The organism is Pelatocladus sp. BLCC-F211 (genome assembly GCF_041928655.1).
GTDB lineage: Bacteria > Cyanobacteriota > Cyanobacteriia > Cyanobacteriales > Nostocaceae > Pelatocladus.
In genome coordinates this window covers 26,120-46,095 of record NZ_JBHFLM010000144.1, presented here as the reverse complement: position 1 = coordinate 46,095, position 19,976 = coordinate 26,120, and the positions used below count along the sequence as shown (strand labels likewise).

The window sequence follows — 19,976 nt, the reverse complement described above, 5'->3', positions numbered from 1 at the left end:
CTTCCTTATATCTATTCCCGATCCCTTATCCCCGATCCCCGATCCCCGCTTGTCAGGTTGTACAATAAAACCAGCGTTGCAAATATGGCTACATCGACCTGGAAAGTTTGGTTTGAGATAAAATGCTCCCCATCTTTCTTTGGGTTGCTGTGTAGCATATTCAGCTGTTCTCCTAATTACAAAAGCATCCTGATTTAACCAATAAGCTGCAAATTCTGATGGTGAGAGGGGTTGTTTTTGGGGATAGGTTTTCCTTCTAAAATCACAACATTAAGTAATTTTCTGAGATTCTCTTGTTCTTCTGGATGCATATAATCTAATTCTACTTTGATGCCATTTTTTAAACTTTTATAAAGAGGTAGCTGCATTTTTCATAAACTTGATTAATATTGTTTTTATTTTCTTAATTATATTTAATAATTGTTCATCCTACGTATTATATTTTAAAAATTTAGGAATTCACAAAAGTAGAAAATAAGCAGATTCAAGGCTTTGATGTTGGGAAAATTTGAGTAGTTGGCAAATGGCAATATTACACGGTAGTTGGTTAATACAAAATCAAGGTAACTGTTTATTTATTTGGGGGGAGACTTGGCGATCGCTAGGAACAAATATTGATCCAAAGACATTAACAGAAGTACCACTATTACCTTATGCGATCGCACCAAGCGAATTCAGCGAGTGGCTAAGTTCTCGTAACATTAAAATTCCGAATTCAACATCGCAATCTGTAGAGAAAGAAGCGACCGCGTCAGATCAAACAGGGCGGCGTCCAGCGAAAACAACTACTACACGAACTTTGCCAACCTCCTCGCAAACAATTATTGCTTTTCCCACTGATTTTGTAGAAAGTAAAACCGAGGGAATAACAGCGATTTATCCAGTACATTCAGCAATATTAAGTTCAGAAAAATCCTCTCACCAATACCTCCAACCTTGGCGAGTAGAGGGTTTTTGTCTCAATCCTACAGAAGCAGTCAAGTTTTTGGCTTCTTTACCTTTGAGTGTTGCCAAAGTTGAGGATGATTTTGTAGGAGGAGATTTACGCTTTTGGTCACAGATAGCCCGTTGGAGTTTGGATTTAATCTCCCGATGTAAATTTTTGCCTACTCTTGAACGCCAAATCGATGGTTCTTTCATTGCCAAGTGGCAAGCACTTTTAGATAGTGCCTTGGATGGAACCCGCCTAGAAAAATTTTCGCAACTCATGCCATTAGCATGTCGGACATATCAAGAGAAAGGAGAAATAGACAATAACTCTCAATCCTCACTAAGTGTAAATTTCCCTGTGGAACCACAAGAATTATTACTGGAATTTCTCAACAGTACGATTGATGCCCAAATCAGAGAAATGTTTGGTTGCCAAACTGTGCTTGAAGCAAGAGTAATGGTATCCATACCATCAGCTATACGCCAGTGGTTGCAGTCTCTAACAGGTACGCTAGGTACTGTCAACGCTGAACCGATGGGTTTGGAACGACTAGAAGCGGCGCTAAAAGCTTGGACGATGCCGCTACAATACCAGCTGGCAGGAAAAAATCTGTTTCGTACTGCTTTTGTTCTGCATTCGCCAGAGTCAGACGAAACAGATTGGACTTTGGCGTATTTTTTGCAAGCACCAGATGATCCAGAATTTTTAGTGGATGCAGAAACAATATGGCAGCATTCAGTTGAAAACTTTGTTTATCGTGGTCGTACTATTAAACAACCACAAGAAACATTTTTACGCGGATTGGGATTAGCATCGCGCTTGTATCCAATTATCACACCCAGTATGGATACCATTTATCCCCAATCTTGCCGCCTTAACCCCATCCAAGCCTACGAATTTATCAAGTCGGTGAAGGCACGGCTTGAGGATAATGGTTTAGGTGTAGTTTTACCTGCAAGTTTGGCAAATCGGGAAGGATGGGCGAACCGTCTGGGTTTGAAAATTTCTGCCCAAACACCAGATCAAAAACAGAGACGCTTGGGTTTACAAAGTTTACTAAATTTCCAGTGGCAATTGGCAATTGGGGGACAAACTCTTTCCAAAAAAGAATTTGACAGATTGGTGGCGTTGAATAGTCCCTTAGTTGAAATTAACGGCGAGTGGGTAGAATTGCGCCCCCAAGATATCAAAATAGCTCAAGCTTTTTTTGCATCTCGCAAAGACCAAATGACCCTTTCCTTGGAAGATGCTTTGCGTCTGAGTACGGGAGATACCCAGACAATTGAAAAATTACCAGTGGTTAGCTTTGAAGCATCAGGTGCATTGCAAGAGTTGGTTACTACCCTGACAAATAACAAAGCAGTCGAACCCTTACCTACACCCGCCGATTTTCAAGGAGAGTTACGCCCCTATCAACAGCGTGGCGTCGCTTGGTTGACATTTCTCGAACGCTGGGGTTTGGGTGCTTGTCTAGCGGATGATATGGGATTGGGTAAGACGATCCAATTTATCGCTTTTTTACTACATTTAAAAGAACAAGATGCATTAGAAAAACCAACACTTTTAATTTGTCCAACTTCAGTCTTAGGAAACTGGGAAAGAGAAGTTAAAAAATTCGCCTCGACGCTGAAAGTTTGGCAATATCACGGTGATAAACGCCCTAAAGGTAAAGCATTTGCAGAAATAGCAAACAAGCATGATTTGGTAATTACCAGTTATGCGCTAATTCACCGAGATATCAAGTCATTACAAGCTGTTTCTTGGCAGGGAATTGTTTTAGATGAAGCCCAAAATATTAAAAATGCAGAGGCAAAACAATCTCAAGCAGTACGCCAATTAGAAGCAACTTATAAGATTGCTTTAACGGGGACACCTGTAGAAAATAGGCTGCAAGAACTCTGGTCGATTTTGGATTTTCTCAATCCAGGATATTTAGGAAATAAGCAGTTCTTCCAACGACGCTTTGCTATGCCAATTGAAAAATATGGAGATACTTCTTCATTGAATCAATTGCGCTCATTAGTGCAACCGTTTATTTTGCGTCGTTTAAAAAGTGACCGTGAAATTATTCAAGACTTGCCAGAAAAGCAGGAAATAAATGTATTTTGTGGTCTGAGTCTGGAACAAGCAGAACTGTATCAAAAAGTAGTAGAAGATTCACTTGCTGAAATTGAAACAGCCGAAGGAATTCAGCGTCGGGGGATGATTTTAGGTTTACTAGTTAAACTCAAACAAGTCTGCAATCATCCCGCCCAGTATTTGAAAAAAACTACTCTCTTAGAACCGCAGTTATCTGGTAAATTACTGCGATTGCAGGAAATGTTAGAAGAGGTTTTATCAGAAGGCGATCGCGCTTTAATTTTTACCCAATTTGCTGAGTGGGGTAAACTACTCAAACCCTATTTAGAACAACAGCTAGGACGAGAAATATTCTTTTTGTATGGTAGTACTAGCAAAAAACAACGCGAGGAAATGATTGACCGTTTCCAACATGATCCTCAAGGGCCACCAATCATGATTTTGTCACTCAAAGCTGGTGGTGTCGGACTCAATTTAACCCGTGCAAATCACGTCTTCCACTTTGATCGTTGGTGGAATCCCGCAGTAGAAAATCAAGCCACAGACCGAGTTTTTCGTATTGGTCAAACCCGCAATGTTCAAGTACATAAATTTGTTTGTACTGGTACTTTAGAAGAGAAAATTCATGACATGATTGAAAGCAAAAAGCAACTAGCTGAACAAGTTGTGGGTGCAGGTGAAGAGTGGTTAACTGAACTCGATACAAACCAACTCCGTAATTTATTACTACTAGATCGTAGTGCAGTGATGGAAGAAGATTCAGAGTGAAGGAGAACGGGGACTTATCAATTAAAAATTAAAAATTAAAAATTAAAAATTGGTAAGAGGGACAAGGGGGACAAGGGGGACAAGGAGGACAAGGAGGACAAGGAGGACAAGGAGGACAAGGGGGACAACCAACAACTAAGCACTCACTAAATTTTGACCATTGACCAATGACTATTGACAAATGACAAGTTACACATTACAAGCAAGTCGAGAATGGTGGTCACAACGGTGGCTAGAATTATTAGATTCCTATCGCTTTAAAAAGCGTTTGGAGCGTGGTAGAAACTATGCACGTCAAGGAAATGTACTTAGTATTGAGTTTGAGAGTGCAAAGGTATTAGCGAAGGTGCAGGGTAGTGAACCTGAACCTTATACAGTTTCTCTTTCTCTTGACTCTTTTAGTGATGAAGAGTGGGGTTATGTAGTAGAAACAATGTCTCAAAAAGCAATTTTTGCAGCTAAACTTTTAGCAGGAGAAATGCCACAAAATATAGAAGAAGTTTTTACTGCTAATGGTATTTCGCTATTTCCTTTTACTCTATCTGACGTTCACAGTAGATGTTCTTGTCCTGATAAAGCAAATCCCTGTAAACATATTGCAGCAGTTTACTATCAGTTAGGCGATCGCTTTAGTGAAGATCCTTTTGTACTCTTTCAGTTGCGGGGACGTACCAAAGAGCAAATTATTAGCAATTTACGTCAGTTACGTAGTACAAAAATTGAAGTCACAACAGACCAAACTTCAGATGATAAAGAGTTGGTTTCACAAACTCAATATTCTTTAAATCTAGAATCTTTTTGGCAATATCATGAGCCATTAGAATCTTCTCTAGTAGTGATTGCGCCATCTACTACTGAAACAGTGTTAGATGTTTTAGGCTCAATTCCTCTTGCGAAAGAAGAGGAAAATCTTGCAAGTTTAACTGCTGCTGATCTAGCTATGAAATATTTAGATACTGTTTACAAAGATGTTAGCCAAAAAGCCTTTTTAGCTGCTATGAATGTAGGTGGAAATTGATATGTTATATCAGATCCGCTTGAACTCTTATAGGCTTTGCTGAATCGCGGGATGAATCTAGATGTACCAGACGCGATATATCGCGTCTGGTACAAGGGTTTTGGAATCACCTAAAATCATTTTCGTACATGAAATCAGCAACATCCTCTTATACTATCCGTTGGGGTTGATAATCGGTAATTAGTAGACTTTTGACAATGGACTCCTTAAAAGATATTAATTCGCGACTTCAGCCATCTCAATAATTCGCCCTTCGTAATCTTTGACCAAAAAGTTTAAGGGTTTTCTGCTGCGAATTTTGAATTTCAACCCCCGCACTTCTACCCGCATTAAAATCATTTCCATACATTCGTGGTCAAAGCAAACGTGGCGTTGTTGATTTTTGGTGCCTAAACTAGCTCCTGTAATTACATGCAACTGAATGTTTTTCTTAAGTTGATACCAAAGTCCTTCACTTGCATTCGACATTTTATTAGCAAAAGAAGGGCTGCTTCCTAAATAAAGCGGATCAACTCCTGTTGCACCTATAGTTTGTTCATAATTGTAGTAGTAGTGTAGCGGTACTTCTGCTGCTGGTAAATCCAGGAGTCCTTCATACAACTGTCGTGCAATTTCCAGATCCGACACCATAACGGTATATACCTTTGGCGCACTGGTAAGGAACATCCACATGGCGCCAGCGTAGGCTGCTAGTAGTATCACCATTATGCCTTGAGTAGAAAAAAGGCTATCTAGTGGTATGGAAGGCAAAAAAGAGCCAAAAATATACGTATTAACCAAGAATGATGTCACACTTGCTATAAACATGAACAGAATCGGGAATTATATATAAGGGAGCCGCTTTTGTTTTGTAAATTATGACTTAAATAAAGTCTTTATTTCTAGTGTACCAAGTGGTAGTTTACCTTGGTGTTAGCTCAAAAACAGGCTTACACCAACAGACTATGCGATGAATTACTAAAGATTGCTATTGCTAAATTAATTCTAACAACATAAGCTGATTCGGACTGTGCAAATACCTCATTTTCCTGAAGCTAATCATCCCCTAGTGAAGTCACTGTTCCATCACACTGATCCAGAACTCGTCAGGTTGTTCCAGCAACATCCAGAGTCGGGAAGATACTTTACAGCTATTTTTTGCCGTTATAGCCCCATAGTTTATACAGTGATTCGTCATTCGGCGCGATCGCCTGTGCAAGCAGATTATTTATTTGCCCTCACTTGGCGACATATCTACTATGAATTGGGTGGATTTAATCTCGGTAGCACTCAACCTGGTAGGGAAAGCCTGACTTTACAAAATTGGCTAATCGATCAGACTGCTTGCTGTATCAACGAGATAGAACTTCCTCCGACGGAAGCAATTCATTATTCCCTCAAAGCAACTTCTGTACCTTTATGGTGTTATTTAGAACAAGCACTCGATCAAATGACACCAATATTACGCTTGATGGTGTTGATGGCTCAAACCTTCCACTGGAGCGAAACCAGAATTGCCGCCTATCTACAAGCTGAAGGAGAAGCGATCGCCCCCAGCAAAGTAGCTAATTTTCTCCAAGAAGGTTATCGTATGCTAGAGGATAAATTACCAACAGATATTCGTGCTATCTACTTGGGTGAAAATTTACTGCCGCCTGCTATTGCGTAGAAACCACTAAAGAATGTGTGTTTGGTAGTATAAAAAATTAAATTAGTTCACATTCTTCTTAAAACCGTAATTTAACGGTCAAATTTTATGAAAAAATTGAATTTGATACCTTTTTATTCCTCCTCCTGGCCGTTTTTAGTTGCTAGTTTTATATTTCAACCCATAGCGGCGAATGGTGCGGATATTACTGAACAACTCCATCGTCAGATAGATAAATCTGTAGTCCAACAATCAACAAATCAAGCAGATACTTTAATGCGAATTGGTCAGCAGCAACAGGCTTCTGGCAAAGCTGACAAAGCAATCGAGTCTTGGTTACAAGCACTCTCAATTTATCATGCGATTGGTGATCTCAATGCCCAGGGTTTAATTTATGATTACCTCGGTAGAGGTTATGTCCAATTGAGTCGTTACAAAGAAGCAGAAGACGCCATACGCCGACGCCTAGCGATCGCTCGTGATACCCATGACTTTCAAAGTCAAATCTTCGCCTTGAATAATATAGGTACACTATTGTTGCAACAAGGCGAACCCACTGCTAGTTTGCAAACTCTCACAGAAGCTCTGGAAATTGCTCGCCATGTAAAAAATCTTGAAGGTCAAGGATTATCTTTGAGTAATTTGGGGCTAGCAAATGCGAGGTTAGGAAATTACAATAAAGCCATCAAACTTTATGAAAATGCTTTAACTTTCCGGCGTCAGGTTCGTGATCCCATCGGTGAGGCTAATACTCTGAATAATCTAGGTGAGACCTATCTAGCAGCAGGAGATTATCAAGGTACAATCGGGACTTACGGATCAGCACTACGGATTGCAAAATATAGTGGCGATCGCGTGAACGAATTACGAGCTATTGATGGTTTAGTGACTGCTCACGGTTCGGTGGGACGCTATGAACGTGCTTTTGATTTGTTACAGCAGCGATTAACACTAGCTCAAGAATTACAAAATCGACAAGAAGAATTAAAATCTTTTGAATCTTATGCTCAGTTATACGAGCAAATAGGTAATTTCCCAACCGCCCGTAATTTTTATGAAAGGGCTATTACTGTAGCAAAAATGCTAGAAGACAGTAAGCAAGAAGTGCGATTAATTGACCGACTCACTCAAATGATACAAAAAGCTAACTTAGGTAATTGATAATTGGGCATGGGGCATGGGGCATGGGGCATGGGGCATTGGGCATGGGGCATGGGGCATGGGGTATTGGGAAAAGACTTGTTAAATAATTCTCCCTTGTCTCACTTGTCTTTCCGATCCCCGATCCCCGATCCCCGATCCCCAATCCCCGATCCTCCTATATCTGCTTAATGATAATGCGGTTGCGTCCTTCTGCTTTTGCTTGGTAAAGTGCATTATCAGCTGCCTCAATCAAAGCTAAAGGTGAAGTTTCAAAATTAGGAATAATAGTAGCGATTCCTAAACTAAGAGTCACAAACTGACTAACAGCAGATCCAGAGTGCAATATTTCTAAATCCCTCACTCCAGCCTGCATTCCTGCTGCAACATGAACTGCACCAGCAGCATGAGTGTAAGGCAAAATCACAACAAATTCTTCACCACCATAACGTGCAACTAAATCCTGATATTTTTGGGCTGTGTCCTTTAAAACATTTGCCACCTTTTGCAAGCATACATCGCCAGCAGGATGACCATATTTATCGTTGTAAAGTTTAAAAAAATCGATATCGCATAAGATTAATGATATGGGCGATCGCTGCTGTGCTAACTCCAACCATTGAGAATTAAGATATTGATCAAAGCGGCGACGATTAGCCAGCCCAGTTAAGCCATCTTCGTGAGCAAGCTGTTGCAAAGCTTGATTGGCTGCTTCCAACTGTTTATATACCTGTCCTTGTTGTAACAGCTTTCTCACCCGTCGGCGCAATACTGCCCAGTGAATGGGCTTAGTTACAAAATCACTAGCTCCAGCCTCAAAAGCACGATCTACTGAGTCAGGATCATCTAATCCTGTAATCATTAATATGGGAGTGCGATCCCATAATGTAGAAATTAAGCTATTGCTAAAACCAGATCCGCTATCAAGGGATGCAAGTGCTAATACTAAATTTTTCTTGGCTATTTGCATCAATTCCTGACAGCAGGTAAAGCCATCCATGATAGGCATGACAGCATCTAGCAAAATTAAATCAGGTTTGACGGCAGTATAAGCATCCAAACACTCTTTACCATTACTAACTTCGACTACTCGGTAGCCTTCTTGCTCCATAGCCTCACGCAACAGAAGTCGCATGATCGTATCGTCATCAGCCACGAGAATCAAAGGAGGTTTATTGGAAATGCCTATCCCTAACATGAGTTGAATTTTATATAAAGTAGAAGCAATAGCGTTTAATAGTCATTTTTTAGGGCTTTAATGACGCAAATTGTAAAAATTTTGCCTTTTTTTTTGTAAAAACAGCACTATTGTTTAATAATGCCTGAATACAGATGATGTAATCAAGCTTATCAATTCTCCCAGCCCCCATTCCCCAAATTGGTGTTAAGGGGAGGGCTTGTACCGATGATTCGAGCATCAAAGGGCTTGGTCAACATAGAAATGAGAGGCAGTTGTTGACGCACCGGATGCGGTAGTCCACTGGTCGTGGTAGGTCAATGATTGACATAGATTAATCCTATGGTATCTAAAGGCTGTTTGTACCTTGCAACTCCTATCACGCACTTGCAAGGTAGGGAAACATTACTATTTATATTTCCCAACTACAAACGAGCAATTACTATTTTTTTTTGAAAACTTCAAACGCATATTCACATAGCATCCCTAAATCATTTGTGAACAACAAGCTCTCCGACTTCTTGTAGACACCCAGAAGTGGCTTACCGTTCCCTCGTTGCGTCAGCTTCCAGCAGGGTAGGGTAGAAGTTGGGGGGCTGCCTCTCTCGATGTTCACAAATCAGATAGAATTGCTATATATTGCTATAGTTATATTTAAGATTTATCGATAAGTTTTATGCCAGATAATTTAATGTATCAACAAGATAATTTTGTTGTTTTAGAAACAAATCAAGAGGAACAGTTTCTGACTGCATCAGAATTATTAGAAAAATTAACAGAAGTTCTTCAACAACTCAATTCTCAAGATTTATCACCTGATCTGCGTTCTTTGGATTCTATTGAAAAAAGAGCTAAATATTTGCTTGATACCAGTTGTGAACTAGATGTTGGTCTTGGAAAATATTTACAATGGTATGCAGTGCGCTTAGAAAAATAAATTTTAATCAATAGTCCATTGTCCGTTGTCAAGCATTTTGACTACTGACTATTGACTATTGACTACTGACTATTGACTATTGACTATTCTTTATCTGCAATCAGCGTTAGTTCAATAGTATCTTCTTTTGGTTGTGTGATTTTTACATCGACTCCAGGGCCAAAATAATTGATCATTTTCTCTTGTTTTTGCTGCCACACATCAATTGGTATGACTGACGAATCAAATTCTAATATTAAGGCATAATTTCCGTTAATTTCTTCTTCTCGTAAACCTGTGATCACTGGTAGTTCCTGATCTGAAGAAGTCAAACCTAAGTAGGATAAAGCACGATCAAAATGAACATCTTGACCGTAGCAATAACGAGTCAAATCTTGGCGAATTTTATTTTGAGTTAGAGTTGCTTGCTGTTGGCGTAATGCCAAAACAGTTGGTGTAGTAGCTTGACTGAAGGGTACAGGTTTGAGTTCATTAGCTTTTAGGGCCAATCCTCCTAGCAGCAGCGGAATCCCGTAAAAAAATCCCACGAGATTGAGAGTAGCGTTATCGTTAGCGTAGGCGATGAAGCCGATGATGGTTAAGATACCACCGATGGTTAAACCCAGCGTTCCCAGAGAAACTTGGCGTAACATGACTTAGTTTTTTATATTTTTTCTTAGCACCAGTTTTATTATCATCTGCGATCGCCAACAGATTAGTGAAGAGAATAGTTAAAAGTGTTTGTTTTTTTGAGTTAACTTTGAATTTGAACATATTCCCAAACAGAAGCAAAAAATTATGGATGCACAAACCATCAGAGAAAGAATTGCCCAAATTCAAAGCAAGCGTGAGTATCTAATGAGTTTACTGGAGCAACCAAACTTAGGAACTTTAAAAATAGACGTGAATCAAGCTTTGGAAGAAATGGATGAATTAATCGATGAATATAGACGCACCTTTCCAGATACAGAATCTTAATTAAGCTATATCCTCCAGCCAATAGCTCACACCAGGGGATGAAAAATCGACCACGATGCACACTGACGGATCATGGGTTTGCTGCTAAGTAAATCTCCGATCCCCGATCCCTGTTCCCCTAACAAAAAAACAACTACGTCGGTAGCAACCAATTATTCCGGTTCTACCGACTTCTTTGCCATCGCTTCCAAGCTTCCCGACTCCCTGATGAGCAACTTTAGTAATTCCAACAGTTTTGGCTGTATCCTTTATCCAGCAATAGTACCATTAATAGTCCCTTGACCTAATTGCCTAACTAAGGAAACTAGTTCGGTGGTAGGTACATCTTTTTTACAAACAGCGTCTAAACAAGCTCTTGCTTTTCCTTCAACAAGTTTATAGTCATCCACTGATGAGTAGGCAATAATCTGAGTATTGGGAGCAATAGCTTTAATTTCACTAGACGCACTCCAGCCATCCATAACTGGCATTTGCAAGTCCAGAATAATTACATCAGGCTTGTGGCGCTTAACCATTTCTATGGCTTCTTGACCGTTACTAGCTAAACCTACAACTTGAATATTCTCTTGTGCAGAAAATATTAATTGTAAAGTTAAGCGAGTCAGTTCATGGTCATCAACCACTAGAACGCGCAAGGTAGAAGACTCACAAGACAACATTAACATCCAAGCAAACTATAAAGTTAATGCACAACAACCTTTATAGTTTATGAGAATAACTACAAAAACTAACTCTATCCAATGGTTGAATAAATTCAATTTTTTCCCAGATTAGTGAGATATTAATATTTAGTAATATTAATTTTTCCGAATAAAATTGTCTAACTACTTGTCAGGATAGACATAACTCTTTCTTGAATTCATCAAGTTTGAGGCGATCGCTGGTGGATTTAAAGCCATAGACATGAGAGTTTTTTGCGAACTAGCTTCCGGACAATCCTCACCAGGACGCCTTTGAATGTAACTGCCATCTGCTTGTAACTCCCAGGCTTGGCGATTATCTGCCAACATGATGCCTAAAATTTCCTGCAAATCTTTAGCAATATCTGGATCTAAGATGGGGGTAATTACTTCTACTCGTCGATCCAAGTTTCGTGGCATCCAATCAGCACTGCCAATATAAATTTCTTCTTGAGCATTATTATAGAAATAAAAAATCCGGGAGTGTTCTAAAAACCGACCCACAATACTAATAACGCGAATGTTTTCGCTGATGTCTTTAATGTCTGGACGTAAACAGCAAATACCCCGCACAATTAAATCGATTTGCACACCGGCGCGGGAAGCTTTGTAAAGTTCAGAGATGATTTGTGGGTCAACAAGGGAATTCATTTTGGCAACGATACGCCCGGAAAATCCTTTTTGAGCATTTTCAATTTCTCTTTGGATCAGTCCAATAAAGCGATCGCGTAAATTTACAGGTGCGACTAATAATTGACGATAAGACTTTTGCCGTGAGTATCCTGTCAAGAAATTGAATACATCTGTCACATCTGCTCCCAATTCTTCTTGACAAGTAAACAATCCTATGTCTGTATACAAGCGTGCTGTTTTGGGATTATAATTACCAGTACCGATATGAACGTAGCGACGGATACGCTCTTGCTCACGCCGCACAACCATGACAATTTTAGAGTGGGTTTTCAAACCGACTAAACCGTAAACTACGTGAACTCCGACGCTTTCTAAACGTTTTGCCCAATAGATATTATTTTCTTCATCAAACCGCGCTTTCAGTTCTACCAATACAGATACTTGCTTGCCATTTTCAGCAGCAGCAATTAAGGCATTAACAATGGGTGAATCACCAGAGGTACGGTAAAGAGTCATCTTAATTGCTAAAACATTCGGATCATGGGCAGCACTGGTAATAAAGCGCACCACAGACGCCGAAAAAGATTGATAGGGATGGTGTACAAGTAAATCCCGTTCTCGAATCACAGCAAAAAAATCTTTGCCTTCTTCTATTTCTAGGGCTTCGGAAGCGAGATTTATTTCCCGAATGCGTTGCAGGCGAGGGGGTACAACAGACTGCCAAGGAGGATCTTTTAGTTCTGCTGGGACGCTCAAAGACATAAAATACATTAAGTCGCTGAGTCCCAAAAGTCCATCTACCTCATAGACATCGCTCTCGCTTAATTCCAAATCTTGCAACAATCGATTGCGTATGAATTCCGGAGTTTGGGATTGAATTTCTAATCGCACAGGATTACCACCCACTCGCCTTTTTCGCAGTTCTTGTTCTATGAAAATTAGCAAATCGTCGGCTTCATCTTCTTCTAGGCCCAAATCAGCATCACGAGTAATGCGAAAAGGATGATATTCTTGAATGTTCATCCCTGGAAATAGGGATTCTAAATTATGAGCGATCGCTTGTTCTAAGGGTACACCAGTCCACAGAGCTGGTTTGCCATGACGTTGAATTCCTAACTCGGACGGTAAAGGCAAAAATCGGGGCAAAACTTTCGGGACTTTAACTCTGGCAAAAAATTCTTCTTCAGTTTCTGGATTTTTAACTACTACTGCTAAATTTAAACTGAGATTAGAAATGTAGGGAAAAGGATGGCTAGGGTCAACAGCTAAGGGAGTAATAACGGGAAAGACTTGTTCTTCAAAATAATTGTCTAAATATTTGCGCTGTTTTTCTGTTAAATCTATATAATCCAAAATATGGATGTCGTGATTTGCCAACACAGGTCGTAGTACTTGCTCAAAATGCTGATGTTGTTGAGCTACCAGAGGACGCAGGAAAAAACTAATATCATCTAACTGTTGTTGTGGTGTGCGACCATCAAAACTTAGTTGGCTAACTTTTGCTTCTACTTGTTGCTTTAAAACTGCAACACGTACCATGAAGAACTCATCTAAGTTGGCACTGAAGATAGCCAAAAACTTGAGGCGTTCTAAAAGAGGCGTACGTGGGTCTAGAGCTTCATGCAATACTCTACTGTTGAACTCTATCCAGCTTAATTCACGGTTTAAGTAATATTGTGTATCGTTAAAATTAATTTGTTGATTGCTGCTCTTTTTAGATTTTGGCATGATCACCTAACCACAGGCAAGTGTAGCCCATACAAGTCAAATTAGAATCGACTCATCCAGTATCACAGGTTGAGAAATTATCCTGACAAGGTTTTACTTTGATGAGCGGATAAGTCAATCTTGACATTTCTTTGGGTTAAAAGCCACAGAGATTCTTGGTTCGGTGAGTTTACTTAGCTAAAGTCAACCTCTAACAGAATTTTGGATTACCCTGCGGGTAGATACGGAGTGGCTACGCGTCTATAGATTTTGGATTGACTTTACAGATACAGCAGATTGCTGTGGAATCTTAGATTTTGGATCGATTCCACAGCCCCTCCCTAAAAAATACTGCTTTTAGGGTGTAAGGGGTTTCAGACTGTGCATGGCGGCAAAATGTGCGAATTCACATCCCTGGTGGTAGAGTTAGGCGATATCAGCAATTAGGTGACGCTTGAGCAGCAATTCAACCAAGCAATAAGCAATAATTTCTCAATCATTTTCCCCTCAGAGTTTGTCTTTGCAGGAGATTTTACTTTGTTTATTTGTACCTATTACTAACTAGTAACCTAGATTAAATAGTATTTACAAAAACATCAAACTATTTGTGCAATACATCTATCATACACAAAATATCGAGATGATTTATTGAATAATTTTTTTTCTTAACTGTCTTAAATGTCTTAACTGTCTGAGAGAATTAGCAATGATTTATGAGATATTTAGTTTTGTAATTTGATGCAAAAAAATTATTTTTAAAAGGCTTGACAAGTGTATTCTGTTTTCAGTAATGTTCAGTTAATTCGCAAAATACACTCTTAAAATTCAAATTAAAAAAATAAAGCTGCACACAAAAAACAAGGTTTTTAATATTATCAATACCCTTTCTTTGTGCTAACTAAATATATAAATTAGCTTGCTAATCAGTCGAGTTACCTCGGCACAAATATCTTTACGAATGAAAACATTAACAAGACCCCAGAGGAGGTTACACGCAGCTCATGCAACCCTTTGAACTGCCTGATTTTTACATGCCTTGGCCAGCGCGGCTGAACCCAAACCTGGAAGCGGCACGGGTACATTCTAAAGCTTGGGCCTACGAAATGGGGATACTTGGCTCAAAAGAAGAAGCCCAAGGCGAACCTATCTGGAACGAGCGCACCTTCGATGCCCACGACTACGCCTTGCTTTGCTCCTATACCCACCCAGACGCGCCAGGGACGGAGCTTGACCTAGTAACTGATTGGTATGTTTGGGTGTTCTTCTTCGATGATCACTTCCTAGAGATATATAAGCGCACCCAAGATATGGCAGGGGCAAAGGAGTATCTTGATCGACTGCCCGCATTCATGCCAATTTTCCCTAACGAAACTCCTCCTGTTCCCAGCAATCCAGTAGAGCGCGGTTTGTTAAACCTCTGGTCTCGTAGCGCTTTTACTAAGTCTGTGGAATGGCGACGGCGGTTCTTTGAGAGTACCAAACACCTCTTAGAAGAATCGATGTGGGAACTTGCCAACATCAACCAAGATCGGATTGCCAACCCCATTGAATACATCGAAATGCGGCGCAAAGTCGGCGGCGCACCCTGGTCAGCGGATTTGGTAGAACACGCCGTATTTGTCGAAGTTCCGGCAAAAATTGCCGCCACTCGACCGATGCGGGTACTCAAAGACACATTTGCTGATGGAGTGCATCTCCGCAACGACCTATTCTCCTACCAGAGAGAAGTAGAAGATGAAGGAGAAAATTCTAACTGTGTATTAGTCCTGGAGCGCTTCTTGAATATCAGTCCCCAGGAAGCAGCCAACCTCACCAATGAACTGTTAACCTCGCGGTTACAGCAATTTGAGAACACTGCTGTCACTGAGTTACCCTTCCTATTTGAGGAGTACGGAGTCGATCTCGCAGAGCGGACAAACGTTCTGCTGTATATCAAAGGACTTCAGGACTGGCAATCTGGGGGTCATGAGTGGCACATGAGGTCTAGCCGCTACATGAACAAAGAAGCGGGGCGTGGTTCAACCCCTACGTTCATTCTGGGCGGGCCAACTGGGCTAGGCATATCAGGGGTGCGGATTGAATCGTTATACGGTACTCTGGGTTTGGGACGGTTCAAGAGCTTCACTCATACGCCATACAAGCCTGTGGGGCCAGTGAAACTGCCAAAGTTTTATATGCCGTTCTCCACTACTTTAAATCCTAATCTGGATGAGGCGCGAAAACATTCTAAGGAATGGGCGCGACAAATGGGGATGCTGGAATCGCTACCGGGAATTCCGGATGCTTTTATCTGGAATGACCACAAATTTGATGTGGCTGACGTGGCTTTATGCGGAGCCTTAATCCATCCGCAGGGAACTGCCCATGAGCTAAATCTCACTGCCTGTTGGCTGGTATGGGGAACCTATGCCGACGATTACTTCCCTGCCATCTACGGAAATAACCGAGACCTAATTGGGGCAAAAGTGTTCAATGCCAGACTAGGGGCGTTCATGCCTATCGATGAGTCTACTCCCCCCGCCGTACCGACTAATCCAGTAGAACGAGGCTTGGCAGAGATTTGGTCTCGTACCGCAGGGCCGATGTCTCCCACCGCCCGGACAGAGTTCCGCCGCGCGATTCAGGACATGACTGACAGTTGGGTGTGGGAACTTGCCAACCAGATCCAAAATCGGATTCCTGACCCAATCGATTATATTGAGATGCGTCGGAAGACATTTGGCTCAGATTTGACCATGAGCCTGTCTCGACTATCTCAGGGCAGCGAGATCCCGATGGAGATTTACTACAGTAGGCCAATGCGATCGCTGGAGAATTCCGCTGCCGATTTTGCCTGTTTCACCAACGATATCTTTTCCTACCAGAAAGAAATCGAATTCGAGGGCGAAATTCATAACTGTGTACTGGTTGTGCAGAATTTCCTCAACTGCGATATTCCCCAGGCTGTCGAAATTGTAAACAATTTGATGACGGCGCGGGCGCAACAGTTTCAACACATTGTTGCCACCGAATTACCTGCTCTATTTGATGATTTCAACCTGGATGAAAGTACCCGCGAGAAATTGCTGAGATATGTTGAAAAATTAGAACAGTGGATGTGCGGTGTAATGAGATGGCATATCACTGTAGACCGCTATAAGGAATTTGAATTGCGTAATAGTGCTTCGCCATTAGTGCGGCTGCTTAACGGTTCTAGAGGTCTGGGTACCTCGGCTACACGTATCAGATCGTTTTTCAGTAGCGGAAGTCCTTTTACCAATATTCAGTCGTTCTGATCAAATCCTTTTGTCGGAGAACAGATTTTGCTGATTTGGGTTTCTTTGTCAGCATTCGCTCGAGTAAAACCGTTTTTTTACTAACAAAAAAGTAGGAGTATTAAGTCATGACATATTCTAGCGATCGCAATATCGATGTAGAAGGTCAGCAGCCCCAGTTAAGCTTGGGTACAGCCGCAGCCAAAAATTTAGCAACGACAACCAAATCTGCACCGCAGATGCAGGAAATTACCTCCCGGTGGTTGTTGAGACTGTTGCCCTGGGTACAAACGAAAGGTGGTGTGTATCGCGTTAACCGTCGGTTGACCTATACCGTCGGTGATGGGCGAGTGAGCTTCACGAACGTTGGAGCAGCAGTACAGGTGATTCCCCAGGAACTTACTGAGCTGCCATTACTGCGGGGGTTTGAGGACACTGATGTGTTAACCTCGTTGGCGAACCAGTTTGTGCAGCAAGAGTACGCTCCAGATGATGTCATTGTCGAACTTGGCCAGCCTGCTGATCGGGTGATCCTGATTGCTCATGGAAAGGTGAACAAGATTGGTCTTGGGAAGTATGGTGAGCAAGTCGTGTTGGATGTGCTAGCCGACGGCGATCATTGTGGTGATGAAACCGTGGTGCAGTCACAGGACACTTGGGAGTATACGCTCAAGGCCGTTACTAGAACCATAGTGTTGTCGCTGCCCCAACAGGCATTTGAGCAGCTGATCGGTCAATCCGAGGCGTTACAATCCCATGTTGAGGCGTTCCGCGCCCGCCTCGGACAGCCACAAACTAGCGACGGTGAAGCTGCCATTGAGGTGGCAACCAATCATCCGCAAGAGACTGCATTGTCGGGAACCTTCGCCGATTACGAACTTGCACCACGGGAATATGAGTTGAGCATCGCCCAAACCGTCTTGCGAGTCAGTACCCGAATAGCCGATCTGTACAACGAACCGTACAACCAGACGGAAGAACAACTGCGGTTGACTATCGAGGCATTACGGGAACGTCAAGAACACGAGTTGATCAACAACCGCGAATTTGGGCTACTGCACAACGCCGATCTCAAACAGCGCATCCAAAGCCGCACCGGCGCACCCACCCCTGACGATATGGATGAATTGCTGGCGACAGTATGGAAGGAGCCGGGATTCTTCCTGGCTCACCCCCGTACAATCGCTGCCTTCGGTCGGGAGGCCAATCGCCAAGGTGTCTATCCAACCAGCGTAGATGTGAATGGCGCTCAGGTTACAGCTTGGCGCGGCGTACCAATTTTCCCCTGCAACAAGATTCCCGTCACCAATACCCGCACCAGTTCCATCCTCTTGCTCCGCACTGGTTTGGAAAAACAAGGAGTAATTGGTTTACATCAAACTGGTATCCCCGATGAATACCAACCCAGTCTGTCTGTCCGCTTCATGGGCATCAGCGAAAAGGCTATCATCTCCTACCTCGTTACCGCCTACTACTCCGCAGCAGTTCTCATACCTGACGCACTCGGCATCCTCGAAGATGTCGAAATCGGTCGCTAAAGATTTCTGAGAGATTAAGTTAACAGGGGTGTAGGGGTGTAGGGCTTTGGGCAAAAATTTCTACCCCCCTACACCCAGTCTATTAGGACGGGTACTTTTGTTAGTAACTAGAGGATGAGGTAATGACCTATTCTAATGATTCGGGTTTAGATGTTGAGAGCGGACAACCTCAACTGAGTTTGAGTACAGGCGCTGCCAGAAATTTAGCGAAGACAACCAAATCTGCACCGCAGATGCAGGAAATTACACCGCGGTGGTTGTTGAAGATGTTGCCCTGGGTACAGACCCAAGGTGGCACCTATCGGGTAAACCGTCGGTTGACCTATACTGTGGCTGATGGGCGGTTGACTTTCACCAACACCGGAGCGGTGGTGGAGGTGATTCCCCAGGAACTTTGTCAGTTGCCGTTGCTGCGAGGGTTTAACGACACTGAGGTGTTGAGCGCATTGGCGAGTAGGTTTGTGCAACAGGAGTTCGCACCTGGTGACATTATAGTGCAGTCAGGTCAGCCAGCAGAGCGGCTGTTCTTGATCGCTCATGGTAAGGTCAACAGGATGGCTGTTGGTAAGTATGGTGATGAGCCTCTGTTGGATATGCTGTCGGACGGCGACCATTTCGGTGATCAGATTTTGGTGGAGTCAGAAAGCAGTTGGAAGTTCACATTTCAGGCTGTCACCCAATGCACGGTATTGGCGCTACCACAACAGGCGTTTCGGGAACTGCTCAACCAATCAGAGGCGTTGCAGGCGCAGGTTGAGCAATTCCGGACTCGTGCCGCACAACCACAGAACAAGTACGGCGAAGCTTTGATCGCGTTGTCTTTGGGTCATGTTGGGGAAACTCAGTTACCAGGGACTTTCGTTGATTACGAACTCTCGCCCCGTGAATATGAGTTGAGTGTTGCTCAGAGTGTGTTGCGGGTCAACACTCGCGTTTCGGATCTGTACAACGAACCGTACAACCAAACCGAGGAACAATTGCGGCTGGCGATCGAGGCATTGCGGGAACGGCAAGAATACGAGTTGATCAATAACCGAGAATTTGGGTTGCTACACAATGCTGATTTGAAACAACGTATCTACACCCGTAGCGGTCCCCCCACCCCCGATGACCTTGATGAATTGATCACCCGCCGGAGGAAGTCAAAGTTTTTCCTCGCTCATCCCCGTGCGATCGCCGCCTTCGGTCGGGAGTGCAATCGGCGGGGTATCTACCCACAAAGCATCGACATGGATGGTAGCAAGGTAATCACTTGGCGCAATGTACCCATTCTTCCCTGTAACAAAATCCCGATTACCAAAAACCAGACCAGTTCTATCCTTATAATACGTACTGGTGTGGAAGATCAGGGTGTCATCGGTCTACATCAAACTGGTATCCCCGACGAATACCAACCCAGCTTATCCGTTCGATTCATGGGTATCAGCGAAAAGGCGATCATCTCCTACCTTGTTACCGCCTACTACTCGGCAGCTGTGCTTGTCCCCGACGCACTCGGTATCCTCGAAGACGTCGAAATCGGGCGCTAAT

Annotated in this window: 14 protein-coding genes and 1 pseudogene; 9 read left to right on the top strand and 6 right to left on the bottom strand. The window is 42.4% G+C overall.

All coding sequences use genetic code 11. The annotated features are described in order from the left end of the window. Nucleotides 1-30 precede the first annotated feature (30 nt). Nucleotides 31-368 (bottom strand): annotated as a pseudogene (locus tag ACE1AT_RS17935) (GNAT family N-acetyltransferase); the annotation flags it as partial. A gap of 155 nt (nt 369-523) precedes the next feature. On the opposite strand from ACE1AT_RS17935, the gene ACE1AT_RS17930 reads away from it, so the two are divergent. Further along, a complete protein-coding gene (locus ACE1AT_RS17930; protein WP_374870709.1) occupies nt 524-3,778 on the top strand; it encodes a DEAD/DEAH box helicase in 3,255 nt (1,084 codons plus the stop codon). A gap of 181 nt (nt 3,779-3,959) precedes the next feature. Continuing rightward, on the top strand, nt 3,960-4,796 hold the full coding sequence (locus ACE1AT_RS17925; RefSeq protein WP_374870707.1) for an SWIM zinc finger family protein: 837 nt from the start codon (nt 3,960-3,962) through the stop codon (nt 4,794-4,796). A 216-nt stretch (nt 4,797-5,012) separates the two neighbouring features. On the opposite strand, the gene ACE1AT_RS17920 is transcribed toward ACE1AT_RS17925, so the two are convergent. Continuing rightward, nucleotides 5,013-5,603, bottom strand: a complete 591-nt coding sequence (locus ACE1AT_RS17920) for a glyoxalase-like domain protein (protein ID WP_374870705.1) — start codon at nt 5,601-5,603, stop codon at nt 5,013-5,015. Nucleotides 5,604-5,805: 202 nt separating this feature from the next. On the opposite strand from ACE1AT_RS17920, the gene ACE1AT_RS17915 reads away from it, so the two are divergent. Further along, a complete protein-coding gene (locus tag ACE1AT_RS17915) occupies nt 5,806-6,444 on the top strand; it encodes a sigma-70 family RNA polymerase sigma factor (protein WP_374870703.1) in 639 nt (212 codons plus the stop codon). An 87-nt stretch (nt 6,445-6,531) separates the two neighbouring features. Then, complete coding sequence (locus ACE1AT_RS17910) at nt 6,532-7,584, top strand: tetratricopeptide repeat protein (protein ID WP_374870701.1); 1,053 nt, start codon at nt 6,532-6,534, stop codon at nt 7,582-7,584. Nucleotides 7,585-7,741: 157 nt separating this feature from the next. On the opposite strand, the gene ACE1AT_RS17905 is transcribed toward ACE1AT_RS17910, so the two are convergent. Further along, nucleotides 7,742-8,761, bottom strand: a complete 1,020-nt coding sequence (locus ACE1AT_RS17905; protein WP_374870699.1) for a diguanylate cyclase domain-containing protein — start codon at nt 8,759-8,761, stop codon at nt 7,742-7,744. 655 nt (nt 8,762-9,416) lie between these two features. Between ACE1AT_RS17905 and ACE1AT_RS17900 the strand changes: the two genes are divergently transcribed. Next, entirely contained in the window at nt 9,417-9,677 is a 261-nt protein-coding gene (locus ACE1AT_RS17900; RefSeq protein ID WP_374870697.1) for a chlororespiratory reduction protein 7, read from the top strand. 83 nt (nt 9,678-9,760) lie between these two features. Here the strand turns inward: ACE1AT_RS17900 and ACE1AT_RS17895 are convergent, their stop codons facing one another. Further along, the gene (locus ACE1AT_RS17895; protein WP_374870695.1) at nt 9,761-10,309 is read right to left on the bottom strand and encodes a DUF2854 domain-containing protein; all 549 of its coding nucleotides are present in this window, start codon (nt 10,307-10,309) and stop codon (nt 9,761-9,763) included. A gap of 145 nt (nt 10,310-10,454) precedes the next feature. Between ACE1AT_RS17895 and ACE1AT_RS17890 the strand changes: the two genes are divergently transcribed. Beyond that, entirely contained in the window at nt 10,455-10,634 is a 180-nt protein-coding gene (locus ACE1AT_RS17890; protein WP_374870693.1) for a hypothetical protein, read from the top strand. 248 nt (nt 10,635-10,882) lie between these two features. On the opposite strand, the gene ACE1AT_RS17885 is transcribed toward ACE1AT_RS17890, so the two are convergent. Both ACE1AT_RS17885 and ppk1 read right to left on the bottom strand, forming a co-directional pair. Then, a complete protein-coding gene (locus ACE1AT_RS17885) occupies nt 10,883-11,299 on the bottom strand; it encodes a response regulator transcription factor (RefSeq protein ID WP_374870691.1) in 417 nt (138 codons plus the stop codon). A 159-nt stretch (nt 11,300-11,458) separates the two neighbouring features. Then, a complete protein-coding gene (gene ppk1 / locus ACE1AT_RS17880) occupies nt 11,459-13,675 on the bottom strand; it encodes a polyphosphate kinase 1 (RefSeq protein ID WP_374870689.1) in 2,217 nt (738 codons plus the stop codon). Between the two features lie 980 nt (nt 13,676-14,655). On the opposite strand from ppk1, the gene ACE1AT_RS17875 reads away from it, so the two are divergent. From ACE1AT_RS17875 to ACE1AT_RS17865, 3 genes are all read left to right on the top strand, one after another. Then, entirely contained in the window at nt 14,656-16,929 is a 2,274-nt protein-coding gene (locus ACE1AT_RS17875; protein WP_374870687.1) for a family 2 encapsulin nanocompartment cargo protein terpene cyclase, read from the top strand. Nucleotides 16,930-17,036: 107 nt separating this feature from the next. Then, nucleotides 17,037-18,446 (top strand): family 2B encapsulin nanocompartment shell protein, encoded by a 1,410-nt coding sequence (locus ACE1AT_RS17870; RefSeq protein WP_374870685.1) that lies wholly within the window; start codon nt 17,037-17,039, stop codon nt 18,444-18,446. A gap of 122 nt (nt 18,447-18,568) precedes the next feature. Next, nucleotides 18,569-19,975: a family 2B encapsulin nanocompartment shell protein gene (locus tag ACE1AT_RS17865; protein ID WP_374870683.1), complete on the top strand. Its 1,407-nt coding sequence runs from the start codon at nt 18,569-18,571 to the stop codon at nt 19,973-19,975. Nucleotide 19,976 lies beyond the last annotated feature (1 nt).

Bases quoted from the DNA above. Each gene is read 5' to 3' on its own strand.
- ACE1AT_RS17930 (WP_374870709.1), top strand. From the start codon at position 524: ATGGCAATATTACACGGTAGTTGGTTAATACAAAATCAAGGTAACTGT.
- ACE1AT_RS17925 (WP_374870707.1), top strand. From the start codon at position 3,960: ATGACAAGTTACACATTACAAGCAAGTCGAGAATGGTGGTCACAACGG.
- ACE1AT_RS17920 (WP_374870705.1), bottom strand. From the start codon at position 5,603: ATGTTTATAGCAAGTGTGACATCATTCTTGGTTAATACGTATATTTTT.
- ACE1AT_RS17910 (WP_374870701.1), top strand. From the start codon at position 6,532: ATGAAAAAATTGAATTTGATACCTTTTTATTCCTCCTCCTGGCCGTTT.
- ACE1AT_RS17905 (WP_374870699.1), bottom strand. From the start codon at position 8,761: ATGTTAGGGATAGGCATTTCCAATAAACCTCCTTTGATTCTCGTGGCT.
- ACE1AT_RS17900 (WP_374870697.1), top strand. From the start codon at position 9,417: ATGCCAGATAATTTAATGTATCAACAAGATAATTTTGTTGTTTTAGAA.
- ACE1AT_RS17895 (WP_374870695.1), bottom strand. From the start codon at position 10,309: ATGTTACGCCAAGTTTCTCTGGGAACGCTGGGTTTAACCATCGGTGGT.
- ACE1AT_RS17890 (WP_374870693.1), top strand. From the start codon at position 10,455: ATGGATGCACAAACCATCAGAGAAAGAATTGCCCAAATTCAAAGCAAG.
- ACE1AT_RS17885 (WP_374870691.1), bottom strand. From the start codon at position 11,299: ATGTTAATGTTGTCTTGTGAGTCTTCTACCTTGCGCGTTCTAGTGGTT.
- ppk1 (WP_374870689.1), bottom strand. From the start codon at position 13,675: ATGCCAAAATCTAAAAAGAGCAGCAATCAACAAATTAATTTTAACGAT.
- ACE1AT_RS17875 (WP_374870687.1), top strand. From the start codon at position 14,656: ATGCAACCCTTTGAACTGCCTGATTTTTACATGCCTTGGCCAGCGCGG.
- ACE1AT_RS17870 (WP_374870685.1), top strand. From the start codon at position 17,037: ATGACATATTCTAGCGATCGCAATATCGATGTAGAAGGTCAGCAGCCC.
- ACE1AT_RS17865 (WP_374870683.1), top strand. From the start codon at position 18,569: ATGACCTATTCTAATGATTCGGGTTTAGATGTTGAGAGCGGACAACCT.